This is a genomic window from Methylobacterium sp. WL8 (assembly GCF_008040045.1).
Taxonomy (GTDB): domain Bacteria; phylum Pseudomonadota; class Alphaproteobacteria; order Rhizobiales; family Beijerinckiaceae; genus Methylobacterium; species Methylobacterium cerastii.
This window is the reverse complement of the sequence record NZ_VRVF01000001.1, coordinates 98,311-123,259: the sequence shown is the minus strand read 5'-3', so window position 1 is coordinate 123,259 and position 24,949 is coordinate 98,311. Positions and strand designations below refer to the sequence as shown.

The following is a 24,949-nucleotide window of genomic DNA, read 5'->3' as shown; positions in this document are numbered from 1 at the left end:
GCTTAGCGGGGTTTCGAGCAGGGATTGCGGCGTGGTGCTCGCACGTGTCCGGCCGACCTCGGATCACCATCGGGGTGGGCAAGCCGATCGGGAGGATTGCTCCGCGGGCGCGCACGCCGCATGCAGGCGAGGTCCAGGCCCGACACGCGAGATGCCCGCCCCCGTGACCCAGCCCAAGCCCGACGCGCCCCGTCCGCCGATCCGCTTCCGCGGCCGCTCGTTCATGGCGACCGTGCTCGCGCCGCTGCCTCCGGTGGAGGATTGGCTCGCCGACCTCGACGCCCTGCGCCAGCGCGCGCCGGCCTTCTTCTCCGGGCGGCCGGTGATCCTCGACCTGACCGGGCTGACCCTCGACCGCGACGACCTGACCGGGCTTGTGGCCGAGCTGTCGTCCCGCGCCATCGCGATCTACGGGATCGAGGGGGCGGCTCCGGCCCTGCTCGGACCCGGCCTGCCGCCCGCCCTGGCGGGGGGGCGCCCCGCCGGCGAGATCGAGATGCCGGAGCCCGACGCTCCCTCCCCCGAGGCCGCCGCGCCGGCTCCAGCACCGCAGGCGGCGGCCGTCTCGCTGATCCTCGACGCGCCGGTCCGCTCCGGCCAGGCGGTGCTCCACCTCGAAGGCGACGTCACGGTGATGGGGGCCGTGGCCTCGGGCGCCGAGGTGATCGCCGGCGGGTCGATCCACGTCTACGGCCCGCTGCGCGGGCGCGCGATCGCGGGCGCCGCCGGCAACCCGAACGCGCGGATCTGGTGCCGGAAGTTCGAGCCGGAGCTGATCGCGATCGACGGCCTCTACAAGGCAGCCGACGACCTCGATCCGAGCTTCACAGGCCAAGCCGTGGAAGTCCGCCTCGTCGAGGACACGATCCGGTTGGCACCGTTGGAGCGGACCTGAGGCCGCGATCACAGGATACCGGCATGAGATGGCGACAGGATCACCATCCTTAACCGTTCGGTAACCATATCCGCCGTCAATGATCCGGTAAGGAATCGTTGACCCGTGAAAACACAGATCTTTCCGGACCCCGACCGTCCCGTTTCGGCACAGCCCGAGAAAGCCGTTTCCCCGGAAGCGGTTGGCCTGCCGGCCGGCACCGAATCGCCCGCGCCCGAGACCGCTGCGGCGGCCTCGGACCCGGCAAAGCCTGCCGACCCCGCCCCGGCGACCGAGCCTGCCGAGCCGGCCAAGCCCGCCGCCAAGCCTTCCACCCCGCGCGCCCTCGCCTTCCGGGGCCGTGCGTTCAAGGCGATGGCGCTGAAGCCCGAAGCGCCGCTCGCCGATTGGCTGGCAGACCTCGACGCGGCGCTGAAGCGCTCGCCGACCCTGTTCGACGGACGCGCGATCATCCTCGATCTCGGCGCCCTTCGCCCGGACCACGAAGCGCTTCAGGCGCTCGTCGCCGACCTCATCGGCCGCCGCGTCCGCATCCTCGGCTTCGAGGGCGTGGAGAGCATCGCGGCCGGCCTGCCGCCGCTGCTGATCGGCGGACGCCCGGCCAGCAACCTGGACCTGCCCGACCTCGCGTTGCCGAAGGTCCCGGAGGAGCCGGTCTCGACCTCGATCACGATCGAGGGCTCGGTCCGCTCCGGGCAGACGGTGGTTCATCCCACCGGGGACGTCACGGTGATGGGCTCGGTCTCTTCCGGCGCCGAGATCCTGGCCGGCGGCTCGATCCACATCTACGGCGCGCTCCGCGGCCGGGCGATCGCGGGCGCCGCCCGCAACCCGCGCGCGCGCATCTACTGCCGCAAGTTCCAGCCCGAGCTGCTCGGGATCGATCGCCTCGTCCGCACGGCCGAGGACATCGGAACGCAGCTCCAGGGCAAACCCGCACAGATCTGGCTCGACGGCGGCGCGATCCGCATGGCGGGTTTGGACTGACCTACGAAATCTCAGAACTCGATCCGATCACCGCAGATCAAGGAGCGACACGCGTGGCAAAGGTTTTGGTCGTCACATCGGGCAAGGGCGGCGTCGGCAAGACGACGACCACGGCGGCACTCGGTGCCGCGATCGCGCAGGGAGGACAGAGCGTCTGCGTCGTCGACTTCGACGTCGGCCTGCGCAACCTCGACCTCGTCATGGGGGCCGAGCGCCGGGTCGTCTACGACCTGATCAACGTCGTCAACGGCGACGCCAAGCTCAACCAGGCGGTGATCCGCGACAAGCGGCTCGAGACCCTGCACCTGCTGCCGGCCTCGCAGACCCGCGACAAGGACGCGCTGACCGACGAGGGCGTCGCCCGCGTCATGGAAGAGTTGCGCGAGAAGTTCGACTGGGTGATCTGCGATTCGCCCGCCGGCATCGAGCGCGGCGCCCAGCTCGCCATGCGCCACGCCGACGTCGCGGTGGTGGTGACCAACCCGGAAGTCTCGTCGGTGCGCGATTCCGACCGGATCATCGGCCTGCTCGACTCGAAGACGGTCAAGGCCGAGCGCGGCGAGAACATGGACAAGCACCTGATCCTCACCCGCTACGACCCCAGCCGGGCCGACCGCGGCGACATGCTCAAGGTCGAAGACGTCCTCGAAATCCTGTCGATCCCGCTGCTGGCGATCATCCCCGAGAGCCAGGAGGTGCTTCGCGCCTCGAACGTCGGCTGCCCGGTCACGCTGAACAACCCGCTCTGCGCGCCCGCCCGCGCCTACACCGACGCCGTGCGCCGGCTCAAGGGCGAGACGCTGCCGATGACGATGCCGACGGACCGCAAGTCCTTCCTCGACAAGCTTTTCCTGCGGAGGGCGGCATGACCCTCCTCGGCCTCTTCAACAAGCGCGCCTCCGGCTCCGTCGCCCGCGAGCGCCTCCAACTGATCCTCGCCCACGAGCGGTCCGAGACCGGCCAGCCCGACCTCGTTATCACGCTCCGCGAGGAGATCCTGGCCGTCATCGCCAAGCACGTCTCGGTCGAGCGCGACAAGGTGAAGATCACGCTGGAGCGCGGCGAGGGCGTCTCGACGCTGGGCCTCGACATCGAGCTCCCGCTCACGGCCGCCAAAGGACGCAACGAGGTGCGCACCGAAACGCGCGCCGACGCGAAGTCCGAGAAGGCGATGCCGGAGAAGCGCAAGCAGGCTGCCTGACGCCGAACCCCAACACAAAGCCCGCGGATCGAAAGGTTCGCGGGCTTTTTCGCGCATGCAAGACCATGGGCGACGCTCGCGATGCGTCGCGAATCGGTGACGGAACGATCGAGGCCGCAGGGCATTCTTAGGCACCCCTTTCGGGTCTTGGAGATTGCAATGCGTCGTCTGATCCTGGCATCCATGGTCGCCCTCACCGTCTCCGGCGCGGCGTTCGCCGCCGAGCAGACCACCCCGACCACGGCCGCGAAGTTCGTGCCGGTGCCGCAGGATGCGGTGCTGAGCTACAACCTGATCGGCCTCAACGTGATGGACGGCTCGAACAACAACGTCGGCGAGATCAAGGATCTCGCGATGGAGCACGGCAAGCTCACCAGCTACATCATCTCCGTCGGCGGCTTCCTCGGCATGGGCGAGCGCTACGTCTCGGTCGAGCCGGCCTCCGTTGCGCTCGGCTACGACGAGGGCGCGAAGAAGTGGAAGGCGATCATCGGCGCCACCAAGGATCAGCTCAAGGCTGCGCCCGAGTTCAAGTACGACGGCAAGTTCAAGCGCTGAGGCTCGCGCCTCTTAACTGGATATCTTGTGATGAAGCCCGCGGATCGTAGGATCCGCGGGCTTCGTCTTTTCAGGTCTCGGAACGGCGTCTTCTCAGGCGCGCAGGAACGCGACGAGGGATGCGTTCACCGCGTCGGCCGCATCGTGCTGCACCCAGTGCGTCGCCTCCGGGTACCATTCGATACGTCCGTCGTCGCAAAGCTCGAGGCTCGCCTCGGCGAGGCCGCTCCCCAAAGCGTGGTCGCGGCGGCCCCACAGGATCAGCGTCGGCGCCGTCACCCGCGGCGCGGCGCTCGCCCGCGGCAGGCGCAGCGCGCGGTACCAGTTCAGCATGCCGGTCATCGCGCCGGGCTTCGCCCAGGCAGCGGCGTAAAGATCGAGGTCGGCGTCGGTGAAGCTGCCCTTTCGGCTGGTCGTCGCCAGCGCCTGCCGCAGCACGGCGCAGTCGTTCGCAGTCAGACGCTTCTCGGGCAGGTGCGGGATCTGGAAGAATGCGACATAGGCGCTGCGCAGCATCTGCGTCGGATGCCGCCGGATGTAGGGGCCGAAGATCGCGGGATGCGGCGCGTTGAGGATCGCCAGACGCTCGATCCGCTCGGGGTAGAACGAGGCAGTCCACCACGCGACCAGCCCACCCCAATCGTGCGCGACGAGGCGGAATTTCGCGAAACGGTAATGGTCGGCGAGCTCGATCACGTCGGCGGCGAGCCGGTCGAGGTGGTAGGCGGCGATGCCCCCGGGCTTGTCGCTGAGATTGTAACCGCGCTGGTCCGGTAGGACGAGGCGCAGGCCCGCCTCCGAGAGGGGGCCGATCTGGCGGCGCCAGCCGTACCAGAACTCCGGGAAGCCGTGCAGCACGATGGTGGGGAGGCCGGCGGCCGGTCCGGCCTCCGCCACGTGCAGGCGGATGCTCGGGAGGGAGACCGACGAAGTCCGAACCGAATCGAGCAACGCGACCTCCTCCGCATCAAACAGCATGGGCGGCCGCAGCTTGCGGCGCGGCCGCCCTTGTCGTCAGCCCTCGCGAACGAAGATCATGGTCGAGAGCGGCGGCAGGGTCAGGCTCAGGGAATGCGCCTGGCCATGGCTCTGCGTCGCGTCGGCCTCACGGCCGCCCATGTTGCCCACGTTCGAGCCGCCGTAGATGCCGGCATCCGAGTTGAACGCCTCACGGTAGTAACCCGCCGCCGGCACGCCGACGCGGTAGTTCTCGCGCGGCACCGGGGTGAAGTTCGAGACGACGAGGGCGATCTGGCCGGCCTCGCGGCCCTTGCGCGCCCAGGCGATGACGCTGTTGTCCTGGTCGTCCGCCACCAGCCATTGGAAGCCCGCAGCCTCGGTGTCGCGGCTGTGGAGCGCTGGCGTCGAGACGTAGAGGTGGTTGAGGTCGCGGATCACGTCCTTCACGCCGGCGTGGGCCGGGTCGTCGAGCAGGTGCCAGTCGAGCGACTGGTTGTGGTTCCACTCACGCTCCTGGCCGAACTCGCCGCCCATGAAGAGCAGCTTCTTGCCCGGGTGTCCCCACATGAAGCCGAAATACGCGCGCAGGTTCGCGAACTTCTGCCACCGATCGCCGGGCATCTTACCGAGCAGCGAGCCCTTCCCGTGCACGACCTCGTCGTGGGACAGCGGCAGGATGAAGTTCTCGGAGAAGGCGTAGAGCAGCCCAAAGGTCAAGTCGTGGTGGTGGTAGCGCCGGTGGATCGGATCGGTCGAGACGAAGTTCAGGGTGTCGTGCATCCACCCCATGTTCCACTTGAAGCCGAAGCCGAGCCCCCCGGTATAGGTCGGGTGCGAGACGCCGGGCCAGGAGGTGGATTCCTCGGCGACCGTGATGGTGCCGGGGGCGTGGCTGTAGGTCGCCTCGTTGGTCTTGCGCAGGAACTCGATCGCATCGAGGTTCTCGTTGCCGCCGTACTGGTTCGGAATCCACTCGCCCTGGCGGCGCGAGTAGTCGAGGTAGAGCATCGAGGCGACGGCATCCACGCGCAGGCCGTCGAGGTGGTAGTGCTCGAGCCAGAACCGGGCGTTGGCGGCGAGGAACGTCGCCACCTCGGCGCGGCCGAAATTGTAGATGTAGGTGCCCCAATCCTGGTGGAAGCCCTGGCGCGGGTCGGCGTGCTCGTAGAGGTGCGTACCGTCGAACTGGCCGAGCCCATGCGCGTCGAGCGGGAAGTGGCCGGGCACCCAGTCGAGCATCACGCCGATGCCGGCCGCGTGCGCCGCGTTCACGAACGCCGCGAAGTCGTCCGGGGTGCCGTGGCGGCTCGTCGGCGCGAACAGCGACACCGGCTGATAGCCCCACGATCCGTCGAACGGGAACTCCGTGATCGGCAGCATCTCGATATGGGTGAAGCCCATCTCCTTGACGTAGGGGATCAGCCGCTCGCCCAACTCCTTGTAGGTGAGGTAGCGGTTGCCCTCGCCGGGCACCCGCGCCCACGAGCCGAGGTGGACCTCGTAGATCGAGATCGGCGCGTGCCGCGGGTCCTTCTCGCCGCGCCTCTCCATCCAGGCCTTGTCGTGCCAGGCGGGCTCGCTCGTGCCCTGCAGCACGGAGGCGGTCTGTGGCGGGTGCTGGGCGGCGAAGGCGACCGGGTCGGCCTTCAGCGGCAGCAGCGACCCGTCGGGGCCGCGGATCTCGAACTTGTAGTTCTGGCCGGCCTTGAGCCCTGGTACGAACAGCTCCCAGAGGCCGCCGTTCTGCCAGAGGCGCATCGGATGGCGGCGCCCGTCCCACTCGTTGAAATCGCCGACGACGCTCACGCGCTTGGCGTTCGGGGCCCAGACCGCGAAGCGGAAGCCGTCGATGCCGTCGAGGCAGCCGAGCTGTGCGCCGAGGATCTTGTAGACGAGGTTGGTGCCGACCTCGCGCAGGGTGTCGACGTCGTGCTGCTCCAGCGACGAACCGAAGCCGTAGGGGTCGTGCCGGCGGCGCTTGGCCCCATCCCAGGTCTCGACCTCGATCTCGTAGAGCGGCCGGCCCTGGCTCTCGACCTTCGCGACCCAGAACCCTTCCGGGTGGCGCCGCTCGAACGGCACCGCGTCGCCGCCGACGATCAACGCAGCGGACTTGGCCTCCGGCAGGACGGCACGAACCTCCCAGGTGCCGGGTCCGACCTGGTGCGGACCGAGCACGCTGAAGGCGTCGCCATGGTTGGCGGCCATCACCGCCGCGATCGCATCGGGATGGACGCCGTGCGCCGCCCCCGCCGGCGCGGAGCCGGACGAGGGGACATTCGAGACCTGGTTCGTGTCCGACGGGTCGGAGCGGGTCGCGAAGGTCTGGTCGATGGCCGTCATTCAGGTGCCTCTCTCGGGTGACCGGGGCCGCGCCCGAATGGGTCGGGCGAGGGCCTCAAGTCCGTCAGTCTCCGCGCGGGCCGGGGAGGCCGTTTTCGCCCCGTCGGCCCGCGCCTTGGATCAGGACGCCTTGGCGTCCTCCAGAATGGTCAGAACCCCACGGGCGGGGATTTCGATCCAGTCCGGGCGGTTGTTCGCCTCGTAATCGACCTCGTAGAGCGCCTTCGTCAGGAGGCAGAGGCGCAACAGACGGTCCTGCGTCGCCGGGTCGGTCACGGCGGCGCGGCTCTCGGAGACGGCGCTTCCGTAGCCTTCGAGGAACGCCGCATCGATCATGCCACGCCAGGCGAGGGCCGCGTTGCGCGCGCGGTCCTCGGAATCGGCGAAGCGGCCGGCGATCTCGCGGGTCACCGTCTCGGCGCCGTAGGCGAACGAGCGCAGCATCCCGGCGACGTCCCGCAGCGGCGTCGACTTCGCCCGGCGCTCGTCGGCCGGTCGCGAGGGCTCGCCCTCGAAGTCGACCAGCACGAGGTCGCCGCTCGACACCAGAACCTGTCCGAGGTGGTAGTCGCCGTGGATGCGGGTCTTGAACGCACCCTTCGGCGGATCGCGCGTCAGCGACGCGATCAGCGCGTCGACCTCGGCCCGGCGCTCGGCCAAGGCCGCGCTCGCCGGGCGTCCGACGTCGAGCCCGCGCTCGGCGATGCCCTTGAGCCCGCGGAAGGCGCGGTCGGCCTGATGCTTCGCGTCGGCGCCGAGCACCGCCAGGTCGTCGGCCATGAACGGCTCGGCGGCGAAGGCCGCGTCCGCCGTCTCGATCGCGAAGGCGTTGTGCATCTCAGCGGTGCGGCGCCCGAGGAGTTCGGCCCAGCGCAGGTGGTCGTGGAACGCGTCCTCCGGCGTCGGCGCCTCGCTCTCGGGAGCCAGCACCACGGTCTCGAAGTCGCGGCGCAGGCCCTCAAGCATCACCGTCCAGGCGTCGCCCTGGTTCAGGACGAAGCTCTGCAGCACGGCGAGCGCCGTGCGGGTGCCGTCCTCGGCGACGTGCTCCAGGGTGCCGAGCAGCGCCGGCGTGTTCGGAAACTTCGCCTCCTCGGTGAGGAAGCGCCCGACCTCGACCTCGGGATGGGTCCCCGGCTGCAGGCGGCGCAGCAGCTTGAGCATCATCTTCGCGCCGATGGCGATCGAGGTGTTGCTTTGCTCGGCCGACAGCCGGCGCACGTCGGCGGCCTCGAACGGCACGCTGTGGTCGAACGCCGAAGTCGAGGAGAAGACGAGCTTGCCGCCCTCGGTCGGGATCTCGCGGCCGTCGCGCATGCCTTCGGCGAGGCAGATCGCGAAGTCGGGCGAGGCCGCAGCCCCGTAAAGCAAGCCGGTGCGTGGACCGCGGCGCACGCGCGCCACGGCGAATTCGAGCAGCGTCTCGTCCTCGCGGCCCTCGTCGACGCCGACGGGCACGAAGTATTGCTGCCGCTCGCCGTTGGAGAGCTGCACGTCGATGCGCGGCAGCAGGAAGCGGGCTTCGCCGCCGGCCTCCTTCACGGTGGCGCAGTCGACGACCTTCACGCTCTTGATCCGCGAGCCCTTGGCGCCGAACCAGCGACGGCTGGCGATGAAGGGCGGGATCACGGTGCGCTCGAAGGCGACGCGCTCGCGGCCGGCCATCAGGCTCTCGATGCCGCCGGTGAGCACGAGCGTGAACAGCTCGGGCGCCTCCTTCATCGGCCCCACCGTGCCGGTGTTCGCAGACGACAGCGAGAACCAGTAGAAACCGTAGGACGGCAGGGTGAGCAGGTAGGGCAGCTCGCCGATCGGCGGGAATTCGCTGCCGCCGGTGAGCTCGATCGGCACCGCGCTGCGCAGCTCCGACAGGTCGAGCTGCACCGCCTGCGGCGCGCGCGACAGGTTGGCGACGCAGAGCACGCGTTCGCCCTCGAACTCGCGGATCCAGGCCAGCACCTTGCGGTTGCTAGGATATAGGAACTGCATCGAGCCGCGGCCCAACGCCGTGCTGTTGTTGCGGATGGCGATCATCCGCCGCGTCCAGTTCAGCAAGCTGGTCTGCGACTGCGTCTGCGCCTCGACGTTCAGGGCGTCGAAGCCGTAGATCGGGTCCTGGATCGCCGGCAGGAACAGGCGCTGCGGGTTGGCCCGCGAGAAGCCGCCGTTGCGGTCGGGCGACCATTGCATCGGCGTGCGCACGCCGTCGCGGTCGCCGAGATAGATGTTGTCGCCCATGCCGATCTCGTCGCCGTAGTACAGCACCGGCGTTCCGGGCATGGACAGGACGAGGGACTTCATCAGCTCGATCTTGCGCCGGTCGTTCTCGAGCAGCGGCGCGAGGCGGCGGCGGATGCCGAGGTTGATGCGGGCGCGGCGCTCGGCGGCGTAGAACGACCAGAGGTAGTCACGCTCCTCCGCGGTCACCATCTCGAGCGTCAGCTCGTCGTGGTTGCGCAGGAAGATCGCCCACTGGCACCCTTCCGGGATCTCGGGCGTCTGGCGCATGATGTCGGTGATCGGGTGCCGGTCCTCCCGGGCGATCGCCATGTACATCCGCGGCATCAGCGGGAAGTGGAACGCCATGTGGCATTCGTCGCCGTCGCCGAAATACTGCGCGGTCTCCTCCGGCCACTGGTTGGCCTCGGCCAGCAGCATCCGGTCGGGATAGCTCGCGTCAAGCGCCGCGCGGATCGCCTTGATGACCGTGTGGGTCTCGGGAAGGTTCTCGCAGTTCGTGCCGTCGCGCTCGATCAGGTAGGGGATCGCGTCGAGGCGCAGGCCGTCGACGCCCATGTCGAGCCAGTAGCGCATCGTCTCGATGACGGCTTCCAGCACCTTCGGGTTGTCGAAGTTCAGGTCCGGCTGGTGACTGTAGAACCGGTGCCAGAAGTACTGCTTGGCGACCGGGTCCCAGGTCCAGTTCGAGGTCTCGGTGTCGAGGAAGATGATCCGCGTGTCGGAATACGGCGTGTCGGTGTCCGACCAGACGTAGAAGTCGCGCTCCGGCGACCCGGCCGGCGCCTCGCGGGCGCGCTGGAACCACGGGTGCTGGTCCGAGGTGTGGTTGATGACGAGCTCGGTGATCACCCGCAGGCCGCGCTCGTGCGCGGCTTCCACGAAGCGGCGGAAGTCCGCCATCGTCCCGTAGGACGGGTTGACCTCCTCGTAGTCGGCGATGTCGTAGCCGTCGTCCCGCAACGGGGACGGGTAGAACGGCATCAGCCAGATGGCGGTGACGCCGAGGTCTCGGACATAGTCCAGCCGCTGGGTGAGGCCCTCGAAATCACCGATCCCGTCATTGTTCGAGTCGAAGAACGACTTGACGTGGATCTGGTAGATGATGGCGTCACGGTACCATTGCGGATCGCTGCGATCGATCATCGCGTCGTTGCCTCGCACGTCGGATTCAGGGGCTTGTCGGGCCGGTCCCGCACGACGAGGTCGTCACGTGATCGGTGTGCGGCTGTCTAACCGCAGGATGGTGGCGACAGCGCGACCGACAGGGCCGATCGCGCGCCGTTTCTGGTTACACGGGCGGCTTCAGCCCGCAACCCGCTTCGGACGGCTTAGGCGCCAGATCACGCAGGACCGCTCGACCGGATCGAGGGCGATGCGGTGGGACTTGCCGCGCAACTCGAACGTGTATCCGTCGAGCAGGTCCTCGACCGCCACCGCCCCGCCGTCATCCTCGCCGAGCAGCCAGAGCGGCACCTCGTAGGTGCATTCCTGGCGGTTCTTCGGGTCGAGGTTGACCATCACGAACACGCAGTTGTCGCGATTGGGCGTGGTCTTGGCGTAGGCGATGATCTCGTCGTTGTAGGCGCCGGTGAAGACGACGTTGCGGAAGTCCCAGAGCGCGGGGTTCTCGCGACGGATCTGGTTGAGCTTGACGATGTGCTCGCGGATGTTGCCGGGGCGGTCGTAGTCCCAGGCCTTCAGCTCGTACTTCTCGGAGTTGAGGTATTCCTCCTTGCCGGGATACGGCGCGGCCTCGCACAGCTCGAAGCCGTTGTAGATGCCGTAGACCGACGACAGCGTCGCAGCCAGCGTCGCGCGCACGACGAAGCCCGCCCGCCCGCTGGTCTGGAGGTAGTGCGGGTTGATGTCCGGCGTGTTGGCGAAGAAGTTCGGGCGGTAGTACTCGCCCATCTTGCCGGCGAGCTCCATCGCGTAGGACGTCAGCTCGGCCTTGGTGTTGCGCCAAGTGAAGTAGGTGTAGCTCTGCTGGTAGCCGGCCTTGGCGAGCTTCTTCATCATCTTCGGCCGGGTGAAGGCCTCCGCGAGGAAGAGCGCGTCGGGGTAGCGGCCGTTCACCTCGGCGATCACCCACTCCCAGAACGGGATCGGCTTGGTGTGCGGGTTGTCGACGCGGAAGATGCGCACGCCGCGCGAGCACCAGCCGAGCAGGATGTCGCGCAGCTCGATCCACAGCGACGGCAGCGCGCCGCCGTAGAAGTGGACGTTCGAGATGTCCTCGTACTTTTTCGGCGGGTTCTCGGCGAACTTCAGCGTCCCGTCCGGGCGCCACTCGAACCATTCGGGATGGTTCTTGATCCAGGGGTGGTCGGGCGAGCACTGGATCGCGAAGTCGAGGGCGACCTCCATGCCGTGGGCGTGACTCGCCGCGACGAGGCGCTCGAAGTCGGCGAGCGTGCCGAGATCGGGGTGGACCGCTTCGTGGCCTCCCTCCTCGGTGCCGACCGCGTAGACCGAGCCGACGTCCCCCGGCAGCGCCTTCAGGGTGTTGTTCTTGCCCTTGCGGTTGGTGCGCCCGACCGGATGGATCGGGGTGAAGTACAGCACGTCGAAGCCGAGCTCGCGGATCTCCGGCAGGCGGCCGATCACGTCGTCGAAGGTGCCGTGGCGGTTCGCGTCCATCGATTGCGAGCGCGGAAAGATCTCGTACCAGGCCGAGAACCGGGCCGCGAGACGGTCGGCGATCACCTGCGCGACGACGGGATAGCGCGAGGCGTTCACCCGCTCGGCGTTGCGGCGCACGAGGCTGGCAGAATCCGGGACGAGGATGCGGTCGAGCTGGGCGGCGGAGCCGGTCTCCTCGGCGCCGAGCGCCGCGACGAGCGCGTGCAGCCGCTCCTTGTCGCGTCCCTCGGCGAGGTCGGCGGCAGTCTGGACCAGGGTAACGCCCTCGATGGTCTCGAGGCGCACGTCCACTCCGGCGTCACGCTTCTTCAGGGTGTCGCGCATCCACGAGGAGAAGCCGTCGCGCCAGCCCTCGATGGTGAACTCGTAGCGGGCGTTCTTCTCCAGCGGGAAATGCCCGGCCCAGCGGTCGTTGTCGACGAACGCCATGGGGTCGCGCCGCCACTCGGTCGCGCCGACGACGCGGGAGAGGATCGCGGCGTTCAGGATCTCGTGCCCGTCCGAGAAGATGTCGGCCTCTACCGCAAAGCTCTCGCCGACGACGCGCTTGACCGGGGACCGGCCGCCGTCGAGTTCCGGCGCCACCGCCTCGATCACGACGCGGCCCGTGCCGTCCGGCGTGCCGCGGCTCGGCAGCTTCGTCACCACTGCGGCCTCGGCGCTGATGATCCGCAGCTCGCCGGGCGCCAGGTCGATGGCGCTGCCGGGATGGAAGGCGATCGGCTCGGCCTCGGGGGTGCGATCGACGAACGGCCCGAGCATGCCGCCGGTGCGGGTGATCAGCGCGCCGGCATCGACCGGCACGGGCTTGTCGGTCGGGTTGAAGATCAGGATCACGGCGTGCCGCGCGGAGGCCGGGTGCCCGGTGTCGTAGCGGGCGAGCGCGACGAAGTCCGCGTCCGGCGACGAAATCCGCGCCTGCGCGCCCTCGACGTTGGCGGCGGGAAGCTCGGCGCGGAGCGCGTTGATCGCGGTGACGTAGGCCGAGATGTCGATTCCGGTGTCCGACTCGCGGTCGGCCGGCGTTGTGTCGACGACGTGGACCGGGCGGCGATAGCCCCATTCGTAGCCGATCGGCATCAGCACGCCGGCCGAGTAGAACGCGGCCAGCGCGTAGCGGCTGCGCAGCTGCGCGGCGACGGCGTCTGCCGCGCCCGTCACCTTGGCCGCCAGACGCGGCATGTCGTGGTTCTCGGGGAACGCGATCGAGGGGGCGATGACGCGCAGGCGCTCGTACTGCTCCAGCGCCCAGGGCTTCTTCAGGTCCCACCACGCGAACGAGTTGAACAGGTAGTCGAAGCCCGCCCCGGCCGTGGCCCTCGCCTCCTCGAAGGTGCAGCCCAGCGTCTCGGCGGCAAAGAGGCAGCCGGCCTCGCGTGCCTTGGACTGGCCGATCAGGGCGCGCCAGGTCTCCGGCGGTACCTTGTAGGCGGCGTCGCAGCGGAAGCCGGCGACGCCGAGGCCCTGGAGGTGGGCGATGTAGGCGTCCCAGATCCGGGTCAGCTCGTTGCGCGGACCTTCGGAATGGTAGTCGAGCTCGGCCAAGTCGCCCCAGACGGTGCGGATCGTCGGGTCGTCGGGATCGACCGCCGCCGGGCTCGCGATCGAGCCGTCGGCCTCCTTGACGAACAAGTCCGGCCGCTCACGGGCGAGGCGTCCGTCGTTGGCGGTGTGGTTGATAACGAGATCGGTCATCACCGACAGGCCGGCCGCCTCGGCCGCGGCGCAGAAGCGCCGGATCTGCGCGTCGTCGTCGGTGCCGTCGTCGTCGCGGAAGCGGTCGTCGAGGCGCTCCGGGTCGGCGACCGCGTAGAGGCTGCCCGACCCGCCGGTGGCGTGGAACGGGTTGAGGTAGACCCAATCGAAGCCGAGCTCCGCGATCCGCGGCAGCTCCGCCGTCCAATCCGACACCCGCCCGACGAGGAGCGGGAACAGGTTGTAGATCCGCGGCCCCAGGACGCGCGCTCCCGAGCCCCCCGTCGCGAGGCCGGCCGGCGGCGAGACGGGGGCCGCCCCGTCCGCTGCGGCTTTCCTCGATGCGGTTGTCGGTCCGTTCATGCTGGCCTCGAAAATATGGGATGGCGTCATCGGCTAACGCCCGAATGCCGGGTGCGTGCCGTGCCCGATGATCCGGCACGGCACGCGGGGTCTCAGGGCCGGCGCCGGAGCACGGCGTAGGGAAGCGCGGAAAACAGCGCCCCGAAATCCGCGGACCCCTCGTAGTCGGCCCCCGTGACGATGTCGTGCCAGCGGGTGCCGGCGCCGAGGTCGACGGTCGTGCCGGCGAAGCCTGCGCCGGACCACGTTTCGTCCGTCACCAATCCGGCGACCAGACGCGGGACGGCGACGAACAGGTCGCCCTCCGTGCTCGCGTCGGACCGCAGGTAGGCGATCACGTTCTCGGCCCGCGGGCCGGCGGCCTCGATCGCGCGATAGTCGGCCTCGGCGTAGAAGGCCGGCCGCGCGGCGCGGTCGGCGAGCAGTCGCGCCAGGGTGGCCTGCTTGACGCGCCCGTCCGGCCAACGCGAAAGCAGCCCGAGCACGGCGTCCTCATCGGAGAGGGCGCGTTCGAGGGCCGCGTAGTCCACCGGCCGGCGGTTGTCGGGGTCGACGAACGAGAAGTCCCAGAACTCGGTGCCCTGGTACACGTCGGGAAGACCCGGCAGCGTGCATTTGAGGACCGTGCGGCCGAGGCCGGCAATCATGCCGAGATGGGCGAGGCGGCGGGCGAACGGCCGGAGCTGGGCCAGGAACGCGGAGCCCGGTGCGATCAGCGCCTCGAACAGCTTGGCGACCGCGCCCTCGTAGGCCTCGTCGACGTTGACCCAGCTCGACCGGCGCTTGCCCTCGCGCATCGCCTTCTCGCTGTAGGCGGTCAGGCGCTTGCGGAAGTCCTCGATCGCGTCTGGCGCGTCGGCGTCGAGTAACTCGAGCGGCCACGCCCCTAGGATCGCCTGGAAGAACATCCACTGGTCGTTGGCGTCCGGCGCTGGCTCGTCGTCGATGCTCGCGAGATGCGGGCCGGCGACCGTGCGCCAGAGGTCCCAGGCGCGGGCCCACTCCTCCGGCAGCTCGGACAAGGCGAGCAGGCGCGTCCGTGCATCCTCGCCGCGCTTGGTGTCGTGCGTCGCCGTGGTGATCATGGCGTTCGGCCAGTCGCGGGCGCGCGCCGCCTGCAGGCCGTGGAAGTGCTCGGCGTCCAGCCCGTACTCGCCCGGGTCGCCGCCGACCTCGTTGAGGCCGAGCAGCATCGCGTAGCGGTAGAACAGCGTGTCCTCCAGGCTCTTGGCCATCACCGGGCCGGTGAGCTGCTGGAAGCGGCGGCGGAAGCGCAGGATGACGCCCGGGTCTGGCCTGCCGGGACCCGCGGTCTCGATCCGTCCGATCAGGGCGGCGGCGGCGAAGTCGTGCACCGAGCGGTCCGGCAACGCAGACCAGCGCTTGGCCTTGGCGACCGCGCCCTCGATCAACCGGATGTCCTCGGCCTCGACGTCGCTTTCGTCGAGGTCCGGCGGCAGGTAGCTGCGATAGGTCGGGAAGCGGGCGATGATCTCGATCAGCGCCCGGCGGATCGCGTTGACCGAGAAGTCGCGCGTGCGCCGGTCGGCGTCGGCGATCTCCTTGAGGTCGCTGGTCAGCACCTCGAGCTCGCTCGCGAAGCTGATCTCAAGGATCTCGGCCTTCGCGGCGCGGAGCTGGAAGCCGTAGGGCTCGTCGTAGCCGGTGGCCCACTCGTAGAGACGCTTGATCTTCCCGCGCTTGCCCTGATCGACCAGAATGCCGTCGAGGTGGTTCAGCACGTCGTAGCCGGTGGTGCCGGCCACAGGCCAGGGCCGAAGCTTCTCGCCCGGCTCCAAAATCTTCTCTACGACGACGTAGAAGCCCGGCCCAACGGCGGCCTGCAGCGCCCGCGCGTAGCCCTGCGGGTCGGCCAGCCCGTCGATGTGGTCGATGCGCAGGCCGTCGATCCGCCCCTCGCGGACGTGCCGGAACACGGTCTCGTGCGAGCGGTGGAAGATGTCGTTCAGCTCGACGCGAAGGCCCGCAAGGGAGTTCACGTCGAAAAAGCGCCGATAGTTGATGTCGCTCGACGCGACGCGCCAATGCGCCAAGCGGTAGGCTTGACTTTCGAGCAGCCGATGGAGCGGGCCGAAGCTGTCGGGGCGGTCCTTGAAGCCGTTGAGCAGCTTCAAGCTGCGGTCGATGGCGGCGCGGATTTCAGGCGACACCGCGCAGACGGCGGCGAGACGCCGCTTCAGCCCCTCGGCCTCCTCGGGGAAGGCGTGACGCCGTTTCGGGTCGGTCTCGGCACCCATGGCGCGCAGGCGCTCGGAGATGGCGAGCAGCTCGCCCTGCGCCTCCTCGTCCACGTCGCCGAGCGCCGCGAGCACCCGGTTGAGGATCGTCGGGTAGTTGAGCGGGCGAATGGGGAACTGGTGTTCGTGGTGCCAGACGCTGAAGGCGCCGGCCTCCGCATCGAACTTGAGTTCGAGGTTACCGTTCTCCAGCGCCTCGCCGTAGCGCTCGCCGAGGAAGGGGATGACGAGGTTGCGGTTGGCGCCCAGGCGCTCCCAGTCGATGTCGAAGGCGTGGCCGAAGGGCGAGAGCGCGCCCCATTCGAGCACCGATAGCCACCACGGGTTGTCGGCGCCGCCGACGCCCATGTGGTTCGGGACGATGTCGAGGAGGAGCTTCAGCCCGTGCGCCCGCAGGGCGTCCGACAGGCGGACGAAGCCGGCCTCGCCGCCGAGTTCCGGGTTGATCGCCCCGTGGTCGACGATGTCGTAGCCGTGAGTCGAGCCGGGCCGCGCCTTCTGCAGCGGCGAGGCGTAGACGTGGCTGATGCCGAGCTTGGCGAGATACGGGACGATCCTCTCCGCGTCGGCGAAGGTGAAGTCCTTGTGGAATTGGAGCCGATAGGTCGCCCGCGGCGGCGCCGTCGCGAGACGCGCAGCGCCCGAGCGCGGGCCACGATCCTCGGCAGACAGCGAAGCGGCGAGCTTCGCCAGCGGGCCGCCGGGGGCGGCGATGGCGTTCAGGTCGCGGTCGAGCTTGCGCCGCCAGTTCGGATAGCCCTCGGTCGAGCCCGGAACGTTGGCCTGGCTCAGCTCGGACACCACGTCCTCGTACTGCACCGCCGTCAACATCGACGGGGCGCGGGCGAGGTAGCGCGCCGCGGCCTCGAACGGCGCGACGTCCGGCGGCTCGGCGCCGACGATGAGCTGCTGGCCGGCCAGCGCCTCCAACAGCCGGCGGCGCTCGGTGACCCGCTCGGTCCGCTCGGCCTCCGCCCGCTCGGCGTCGTAGAGGCCGAGCGACTGGCGGGTGTCGGTGTCGACCCCGCGCCACCAGCCGACGAAGGTCGGCAGGTCGTGGGTGGTGATCGCTGTGAGCGCGTCACGCGGGTAGGCGTCGGGGGCCTTGAACCGCCCATCCTGCTCGCGTTCGAAGGCGAGGATGCGGTAGCTCAGGATGCCGGCCTGCATCAGCGCGTCGGAGAAGCCCTCCGGCGCGGTGCCGAGATCCTCGGCGATGACGAGGCACTTGTTGCGATGGCTCTCCAGCCGCAGCACCGCGATCATCGGTTCGAACGGCATCGCCACGTAGGCGCCGTCCTTAGCGCCGCCGCCCAGCGGGATCAGGAACAGGCGAGCGAGCTGGAAGGCGTGGTCGATGCGGATCGCGCCGGCATGGCGCATGTTAGCGCGCACGAGCGCCCGGAAGGCGGCGAGGCCGTCGCGCTCCATCTCGAGCGGATCGAACGCCGGTAGGCCCCAATCCTGGCCCTTGGGCGCCAGCAGGTCGGGCGGCGCGCCGATCGAGACGCGGTCGGCGAAACGCTCGGGATGCGACCAAATCTCGGAGCCGCCGCGGTCGGCGCCGACCGCGAGGTCGCGATAGAGGCCGATCCGCATGCCGGTGGCGAGCGCCCGCGCCGACGCGTCGGCGAGTTGCCGGTCGGCGAGGTACTGCAACCACGCGTGATAAGAGACCGCGTCCCGGTGCTCCTCGGCGAAGGCGACGACGGCCTCGGTCCCGGCGCGCCGGTAGGCCTCGGGCCAGTCGCCGAGCCACTGGGCGCCCTGCCCCTTGAAGTGCTCCGACAGGGCCTCGAACGTGGCGTGAGATTGCAGGTCCTCGCCGCCCTCCGCGCGAAACGCCGTGAAGCCGGCATCCGCGCCGCGCTTGGCGTCGGACTCCTCCCACAGCGCCCGAAGCACCGGCGAGAGCACGGCCCACACGCCCTGGTGATCGACGAGCGCCGCGTCGCGAATGGCTTCCACACGGGGCGCCATCTCGAGGAGCAACGCCTCCGCCCGCGAGCCGGCAAAGCCCGGAAGGCTCCGCGGCGCGATGAACAGCGTGTCGAGGAACAGGCGCGAGGACGGCGAATAAGGCGAGATCTTCGTGCGGTCGGCGGAGAACAGCGCGTGGACCGGGCTGAGGCCGAGGAAAGAGGCGCCGCGCAGGCCCGCATCGTGCGCCGCGTGGCCGGCGTCGGCATAGGTGCCGATGCCGAGGTTGTCGTCCGAGCGCAGCCCGTAGAGCTGGGCGGCGAGACCCCAATCGCTCGCACCCTCGTCGGCGTAGGCGCGCGGACGCCAGCAGCGCTGCGGAGCGGAGATGATCCAGGCCTGCGCCGTGCGGTCGCCGAGCGTCACCGTGAGGTGGTGGTAGCCCGGCGTCAGCGGCGGAAGCTCGAAGCCGGCGGCGTCGCCCGACAGGGCGGCCCGGCCCTCGCGGGCGCTGCCGCGCTCGTCGACGAGGCGCCAGTTCACAGTCCCTTCGCCGCGGACCGGCACGCGGGCGGCGCGGCGCGCCTCGACCGGGAGCAACGGCGGGATCGGGCCGTTCCGCAACGCTTCGGCCTCGGCGAGGCTGCGGGCGACGGCGTCGTCGCTCTCGACCGCGAAGCCCAACGCGGCGAGCATGCCGCGGCGAACCTCGAGCGGGGTCTCGACCGGCTTGCCGAAGGCGTCGACGTAGCCGTCGGCGATGCCGGCCAGGTCGGCCAGGCGTTGCAGTGCGCTGCTCATCGGGCCGCTTTCGTCAGGAATACGCCCGTCCAAGCGGGCAAAATTGCACCGGTGCCGTCCGGCGCATTGGTCCAGACCAGCGTGTCGTCGCCGGCCTCGACGGAATACGGCCCGTTGCCGACGTTGGCGACGAAGCGCAGCGTCCCGCCGTCGTAGGACCAGGTGCAGTCTACGACGTCCGCACGGGGCAGGTTCGCCTTGGCCCCGCGATAGCCGGACTTGGCAAGCGGCACCACCACGTCCCGGCGCAGGGCCAGCAGGCGCGTCGTCTCGGCCAGGACCTCGCGATGGGGGGATCGCTCGCGCTCCGCCCAATCGAGCTTCGAGGCTTCGAAGGTCTCGGCCTCGGTCGGGTCGGGGATCACCGAGGTGTCGTCGGCGAAGGCCGCGAAGCTCTTGAACTCCTTGCGGCGTCCCTCGCGCACGGCCTTGTTCAGGTCCTCGTCCGGCGCGAAGTCGACGAAGAACAGGAACGGCGTCGAGGCCGACCACTCCTCGCCCATCCACAGCATCGGGATCTGGGGCGCGAGCAGCAAGCCGGCGCGGGCGAGGTCGAGCCTCGCCGGGTCGGCGAGGTGGCTCAGGCGCTCGCCGAGCGCCCGGTTGCCGACTTGGTCGTGGTTCTGCAGGAAGGTGACGAACGCGGTCGGTGGCAGGTGCGCCGAGGGCTCGCCGCGGGGATGGTCGCCCAGCGTCTTGAAGGGCTCGCCCTGGTAGGCGAAGCCCTCCGACAGGCAGCGGGCCAGACGCTCGACCGGCTTGTCGCTGAAGCTCTCGTAGTAGCCGGAATCCTCGCCCGTCAGCAGAACATGCCAGCAATGGTGCAAGTCGTCCGCCCACTGCGCGTCGTGCTGGACGGGCTTGCCGGCCGCATCGCGCTCGAGCCAGCGCGCTTGGTTGGCCTCGTTCTCCAGCATCAAGTGGATCTGTCGATCAGGGAAGGTCGACCGCACCGTCTCGCCGAGCTCGGCCAGGAAGTGCTTGGGCGAATCGTCGAGGATCGCGTGCACCGCGTCGAAGCGGATGCCGTCGAAATGGTATTCGCCGAGCCAGTACAGCGTGTTCTGGATGAAGAACTGCCGCACGGTGTGGCCGCTCTCCTTGCCGTCGAAGTTGATGCCGGCGCCCCACGGAGTCTGGTGACGTTCGGTGAAGAAGCTCTTGGCGTAGGCGTGGAGGTAGTTCCCGGCCGGCCCGAAGTGGTTGTAGACCGCGTCGAGGTAGACCATCAGCCCGAGGCCGTGGGCCGCGTCGATCAGGCGCTTGAGGTCGTCGGGGCGGCCGTAGGCGGCGTCCGGCGCGTAGGGCAGCACGCCGTCGTAGCCCCAGTTGCGGGTCCCCTTGAAGTCGGCGAGCGGCAGCAGCTCGATCGCTGTGACGCCGAGCGCCTTGAGGTCGGGAAGGCGCGCCTGAAGGCCGGCATAGGTGCCCTCAGGCGTCGCCGTGCCGACATGCGTCTCGTAGATCACCGCCTCCTCGAACGGACGGCCGGTCCAGGCGGCGTCGGTCCAGGCGAATGCCGACGGGTCGACCACCTCGGACAGCCCCGAGACGTCGTCCGGTTGGAAGCGCGAGGCGGGATCGGGCACCACGAGGTCGCCGTCGATTCGGAAGCCATAGCGCGCGCCGGCCGCCACCCCCGGCACGGTCGTCCGGCGCCAGCCCTCGTCGGCGTCGGGGATCGCGTGGTCGGCGCCGTCGACCACCAGGGTGACGTCCTCGGCGGTCGGTGCCCAGAGCGCGAAGCGGACGCCGTCGCCGGCGATCTCGGCGCCGAAGGGCATGTTGTGCGTGCGCCGCATCAGGCCAGCATCCTCATCGTTTCAGGGCTCGTGGCCGGTTCGAATCGCGCAGAGGCGATCCCCGACGCGGAGCCGGGTGTGAACAGCCACATCTGTCACAGAAGCTGCCGGCCCAGCTGTTGTTCCCCGCACCGCACCCAAACCTTGCGGATCGTTCGGCAGCGTTCCGGGGCGAGCTTGGCCGGTCTGTGGAGATGCACGCTCCGGCACGCGATCCTACGGTTGCGAGCGTCGTTGACGCTCTCGAAAAGAGCGCCGGACAGGGGTGGATCAGGTGCTTGCGCCGGTGCCGCGGGAGGAATAATTAACCGTCTGATATCATTCGTCTTCCCCCACGTCGTGCCGCCCGCGGCCTTTCGGCGTGCGCCGCACCAGACACCGGCTCCGGACGCGGGGCCTTCGCCACACGGATAAAGCCCTTGGCCGACAACGACGAGACAGGGGCCGGCACGCCGCCGCCCGCCAGCGACATCAAGCCCGTTTCCATCACCGACGAGATGCGCCGGTCCTACCTCGACTACGCGATGAGCGTGATCGTGAGCCGGGCGCTGCCGGATGCGCGCGACGGCCTCAAGCCGGTGCACCGGCGCATCCTGTTCGCGGCCTACGAGAGCGGGCACCTGCCCGAGCGCAAGTACGTCAAGTCGGCCCGCATCGTCGGCGACGTGATCGGCCTCTACCACCCGCACGGCGACCAATCGATCTACGACGCCTTGGTCCGCATGGCGCAGGACTTCTCGATGCGCCTGATGCTCATCGACGGGCAGGGCAACTTCGGCTCCGTCGACGGCGATCCGGCCGCCGCCATGCGCTACACGGAATCGCGCCTGGCCAAGCCCGCGACCGCGCTGCTCGCCGACATCGACAAGAACACCGTCGATTTCCAGCCGAACTACGACGAGTCGCGCGAAGAGCCCTCGGTGCTGCCGGCGCGCTTCCCGAACCTTCTCGTCAACGGCGCCGGCGGCATCGCCGTCGGCATGGCGACCAACATCCCGCCGCACAACCTCGGCGAACTCATCGACGCCTGCATCGCGCTGATCGACGATCCCAGCCTGACCATCGAGCAGCTGACCGAGATCGTGCCCGGGCCGGACTTCCCCACCGGCGGCTCGATCCTCGGGCGCGCCGGCACGCGGTTGGCCTACGCCACCGGACGCGGTTCGATCATCATGCGGGCCAAGTCCCACGTGGAGGAGCTGCGCAAGGAGCGCGAGGCGCTGATCTTCACCGAGATTCCGTACCAGGTGAACAAGGCCACGCTGGTCGAGAAGATCGCCGAGCTGGTCAAGGAGAAGCGCGTCGAGGGCATCTCGGACCTGCGCGACGAATCCGACCGCGACGGCATGCGCATCGTCGTCGAGATCAAGCGCGACGCGATGGCGGAGGTGGTGCTGAACCAGCTCTACCGGTTCACGCCGCTGCAATCCTCCTTCGGCTGCAACATGGTGGCGCTGAACGGCGGACGCCCCGAGCTGATGAGCCTAAAGGACCTGCTCCAGGCCTTCATCGACTTCCGCGAGGAGGTCGTCTCCCGCCGCACCAAGTTCCTGCTGAACAAGGCCCGCGAGCGCGCCCACGTCCTGTGCGGCCTCGCCATCGCGGTGGCCAACATCGACGAGGTGATCCGCCTGATCCGCACCTCGCCCGATCCGAACTCGGCGCGCGAGGCGCTGATGGCGCGCGACTGGCCGGCCCACGACATCGCCCCCCTGATCGCGCTGGTGGACGACCCGCGCCACCGCGTGAAGGACGACGGCACCTACCGGCTTTCGGAGGTGCAGGCCCGCGCGATCCTCGACCTGCGCCTGCAGCGCCTGACGGCTCTGGGCCGCGACGAGGTCGGCGACGAGCTGAAGTCGCTCGCCGACGAGATCGCCGACTACCTCGACATCCTGCGCTCGCGGTCACGCATCCAGACCATCGTCAAGGACGAGTTCGCCGAGGTGCGCACGCAGTTCGCCACCCCGCGGCGGACGGTGATCCTCGACTACGATTCCAGCGTCGACGACGAGGACCTGATCCAGCGCGAGGACATGGTCGTCACCGTGAGCCACGCCGGCTACGTCAAGCGCGTGCCGCTCTCGACCTATCGGGCCCAGCGCCGCGGCGGCAAGGGCCGCTCCGGCATGTCCACCCGCGAGGAGGATTTCGTCACCCGCCTGTTCGTGGCGAGCACGCACACGCCGGTGCTATTCTTCTCCAGCCAGGGCCAGGCCTACAAGGAGAAGGTCTGGCGCCTGCCGATGGCGGCGCCGAACGCCCGCGGCAAGGCGCTGGTCAACATCCTGCAGCTGCAGGACCAGGCCGAGCGCATCACCACGATCATGCCGTTGCCCGAGGACGAGAGCTCCTGGGAGACGCTGGACGTGATGTTCGCGACCGCCTCGGGCGGCGTCCGACGCAACAAGCTGTCCGACTTCGTGCAGGTGAACCGCAACGGCAAGATCGCGATGAAGCTCGATCCGGGCGACCACATCGTCCACGTCGAGATCTGCCGCCCCGAGCAGAACGTGCTGCTGACCACCGCGCTCGGCCAGTGCATCCGCTTCCCGGTCGAGGACGTCCGCGTGTTCAAGGGCCGCGATTCCACCGGCGTGCGAGGCATCAGCCTCGGCAAGGGCGACCGCGTCATCTCGATGACGATCCTGAACAGCTTCGAGGCGACACCCGAGGAGCGGGTCGGCTTCCTCAAGATGCAGCGCGCCGTCATCGGCGACACCGCGCCCGAAGCGAACGACGCCGACGCCGAGGAGGCCGCCACCGACGCGCCGCTGCTGTCGCAGGAGCGCTACGCCGAGATGGGCGCCAACCAACAGTTCGTGCTGACGCTCGCCGAGCGCGGCTACGGCAAGCGGACCTCGTCGTTCGAGTACCGGACCTCGGGCCGCGGCGGAAAGGGCATCAAGGCGATGGAGGTCAACGCCCGCAACGGCAACCTCGTCGCCTCCTTCCCGGTCGAGACCAGCGACCAGATCATGCTCGTGACCAATGCCGGGCAGCTGATCCGCGTGCCGGTGGACGACATCCGCGTCGTCGGCCGCGCCTCGCAGGGCGTTACGGTGTTCGACACCGCCAAAGACGAGCGCGTCGTCTCGGTCGAGCACATCGCCGGCGAGGACGAGGGCGGCGAGATCGCCGACGAGGCGGTGTGAGCGAGGCGCCCTGCAGGACGGCTCGGTCGTCCTGCAGGGCCGCGCCGCCGCGCGATGCGGTCGCGAAAAAGTTCAGATTCGACGGATGAATTTTCTGTAAGAAACGTAGGGTATTGATCTACGGCATGTCACGGAAATTCAGAAAACGCCTGTTTCCGAGTGTTGCCGTTAAGTCATATCATAGAGGAGGCCGTTGGGGTTACTGGTCGGCAACACCAGACACCAACCCCGGATGCCGCCCGTGCTGAAGTCCATCGCCCTCGCCGCCGTCGCATCGACGGCCCTCGCAGCCGCCGCCGGCGCCGCCGACCTTCCGCGCCGCGCGCCGCCGCCGGTGTTCACGCCCGTCCCGGTCTTCACCTGGACCGGCTTCTACCTCGGCGCGAACGCCGGCTACGCCTTCTCGGAGCGTGACAACGTCCGCACCGCCGGCATCGGCGCTCTGCAGCTCAACGTCGACCGCAACCTGCGCCGCCCGAGCGTGCCGCTGCCGCAGGACGGTTTCACCGGCGGCGGTCAGATCGGCTACAATTTCCAGTTCACGCCGGGCTCCGGCATCGTCGTCGGCGTCGAGGCCGACGCGCAGTACACCGATCTGCAGCGCCGCCGCACCGAGACGATCTTCAACCCCGTCTTCAACGCCAACGTCCTGACCAATAGCTACCGCACAGAGCTCAACTACCTCGGCACGGTGCGCGGCCGCGTCGGCTACGCCTTCGACCGGGTGTTCGTGTACGGCACCGGCGGCTTCGCCTACGGAGACGTGACACAGTCCGTCACCTTCCAGACCGGCGCGCCGGTGACCTATGCCGCCCGCCGCTCCAACATGGAAACCGGCTACGCCTACGGCGGCGGCATCGAGTACGCGCTGCCGACGGAGTCCTTCCTGAACGTCTTCCGAGCCAGCGCCGTGACGATCAAGGGCGAGTACATCCGCTACGACCTCGGAAGCCGCAACCTCGTCGTCGCCAACGTCGGCCCGGCCGGCACCCCGGGGATCGGCTACATCTCGCGCGTCTCGACCGAGGGCAGCCTCGCTCGCGCCGGCATCAACTACAAGTTCGGCACCTACTAGGATCTACCGCCAAGCGCCCAGGCGCCTGCATCGATCGGAACACGCGAGGAGG

At 69.3% G+C, this 24,949-nt stretch carries 13 protein-coding genes; 7 read left to right on the top strand and 6 right to left on the bottom strand.

What is annotated here, in order from left to right; all coding sequences use genetic code 11:
• Positions 1-151: 151 nt before the first annotated feature.
• The 5 genes from minC (FV234_RS00600) (at position 152) to FV234_RS00580 (ending at position 3,641) form a co-directional block, all read left to right on the top strand.
• Positions 152-895 carry a septum site-determining protein MinC gene (minC, locus tag FV234_RS00600; protein ID WP_147827804.1) on the top strand — a complete coding sequence of 248 codons (744 nt, stop codon included), beginning with the start codon at positions 152-154 and terminating at the stop codon, positions 893-895.
• 354 nt (positions 896-1,249) lie between these two features.
• Positions 1,250-1,882 carry a septum site-determining protein MinC gene (gene minC / locus FV234_RS00595; protein WP_147750158.1) on the top strand — a complete coding sequence of 211 codons (633 nt, stop codon included), beginning with the start codon at positions 1,250-1,252 and terminating at the stop codon, positions 1,880-1,882.
• Positions 1,883-1,935: 53 nt separating this feature from the next.
• Complete coding sequence (minD, locus tag FV234_RS00590; protein WP_147750119.1) at positions 1,936-2,751, top strand: septum site-determining protein MinD; 816 nt, start codon at positions 1,936-1,938, stop codon at positions 2,749-2,751.
• Positions 2,748-3,083, top strand: a complete 336-nt coding sequence (gene minE / locus FV234_RS00585; RefSeq protein ID WP_147761326.1) for a cell division topological specificity factor MinE — start codon at positions 2,748-2,750, stop codon at positions 3,081-3,083. The genes minD and minE overlap by 4 nt, the downstream gene beginning before the upstream one ends.
• Positions 3,084-3,242: 159 nt before the next feature.
• Positions 3,243-3,641, top strand: a complete 399-nt coding sequence (locus FV234_RS00580; protein WP_147750117.1) for a PRC-barrel domain-containing protein — start codon at positions 3,243-3,245, stop codon at positions 3,639-3,641.
• Positions 3,642-3,734: 93 nt separating this feature from the next.
• On the opposite strand, the gene FV234_RS00575 is transcribed toward FV234_RS00580, so the two are convergent.
• From FV234_RS00575 to treZ, 6 genes are all read right to left on the bottom strand, one after another.
• Positions 3,735-4,619: an alpha/beta hydrolase gene (locus tag FV234_RS00575; RefSeq protein WP_147827803.1), complete on the bottom strand. Its 885-nt coding sequence runs from the start codon at positions 4,617-4,619 to the stop codon at positions 3,735-3,737.
• Between the two features lie 36 nt (positions 4,620-4,655).
• Positions 4,656-6,944 carry a 1,4-alpha-glucan branching protein GlgB gene (gene glgB, locus FV234_RS00570; RefSeq protein ID WP_147827802.1) on the bottom strand — a complete coding sequence of 763 codons (2,289 nt, stop codon included), beginning with the start codon at positions 6,942-6,944 and terminating at the stop codon, positions 4,656-4,658.
• A 120-nt stretch (positions 6,945-7,064) separates the two neighbouring features.
• Positions 7,065-10,328 (bottom strand): maltose alpha-D-glucosyltransferase, encoded by a 3,264-nt coding sequence (gene treS, locus FV234_RS00565; protein WP_147827801.1) that lies wholly within the window; start codon positions 10,326-10,328, stop codon positions 7,065-7,067.
• Between the two features lie 159 nt (positions 10,329-10,487).
• Positions 10,488-13,886, bottom strand: a complete 3,399-nt coding sequence (locus FV234_RS00560; RefSeq protein WP_147827800.1) for a maltotransferase domain-containing protein — start codon at positions 13,884-13,886, stop codon at positions 10,488-10,490.
• A gap of 92 nt (positions 13,887-13,978) precedes the next feature.
• Complete coding sequence (locus tag FV234_RS00555) at positions 13,979-18,865, bottom strand: malto-oligosyltrehalose synthase (RefSeq protein ID WP_147827799.1); 4,887 nt, start codon at positions 18,863-18,865, stop codon at positions 13,979-13,981.
• On the bottom strand, positions 18,862-20,667 hold the full coding sequence (treZ, locus tag FV234_RS00550) for a malto-oligosyltrehalose trehalohydrolase (RefSeq protein ID WP_147827798.1): 1,806 nt from the start codon (positions 20,665-20,667) through the stop codon (positions 18,862-18,864). Before treZ ends, FV234_RS00555 begins: the two co-directional genes overlap by 4 nt.
• 419 nt (positions 20,668-21,086) lie before the next feature.
• Here treZ and gyrA point away from each other — a divergent pair, with 419 nt between their 5' ends.
• Together gyrA and FV234_RS00540 are read left to right on the top strand one after the other, a co-directional pair.
• On the top strand, positions 21,087-23,822 hold the full coding sequence (gyrA, locus tag FV234_RS00545; RefSeq protein ID WP_147827797.1) for a DNA gyrase subunit A: 2,736 nt from the start codon (positions 21,087-21,089) through the stop codon (positions 23,820-23,822).
• A gap of 241 nt (positions 23,823-24,063) precedes the next feature.
• On the top strand, positions 24,064-24,897 hold the full coding sequence (locus tag FV234_RS00540; protein WP_147750109.1) for a porin family protein: 834 nt from the start codon (positions 24,064-24,066) through the stop codon (positions 24,895-24,897).
• Positions 24,898-24,949: the final 52 nt, after the last annotated feature.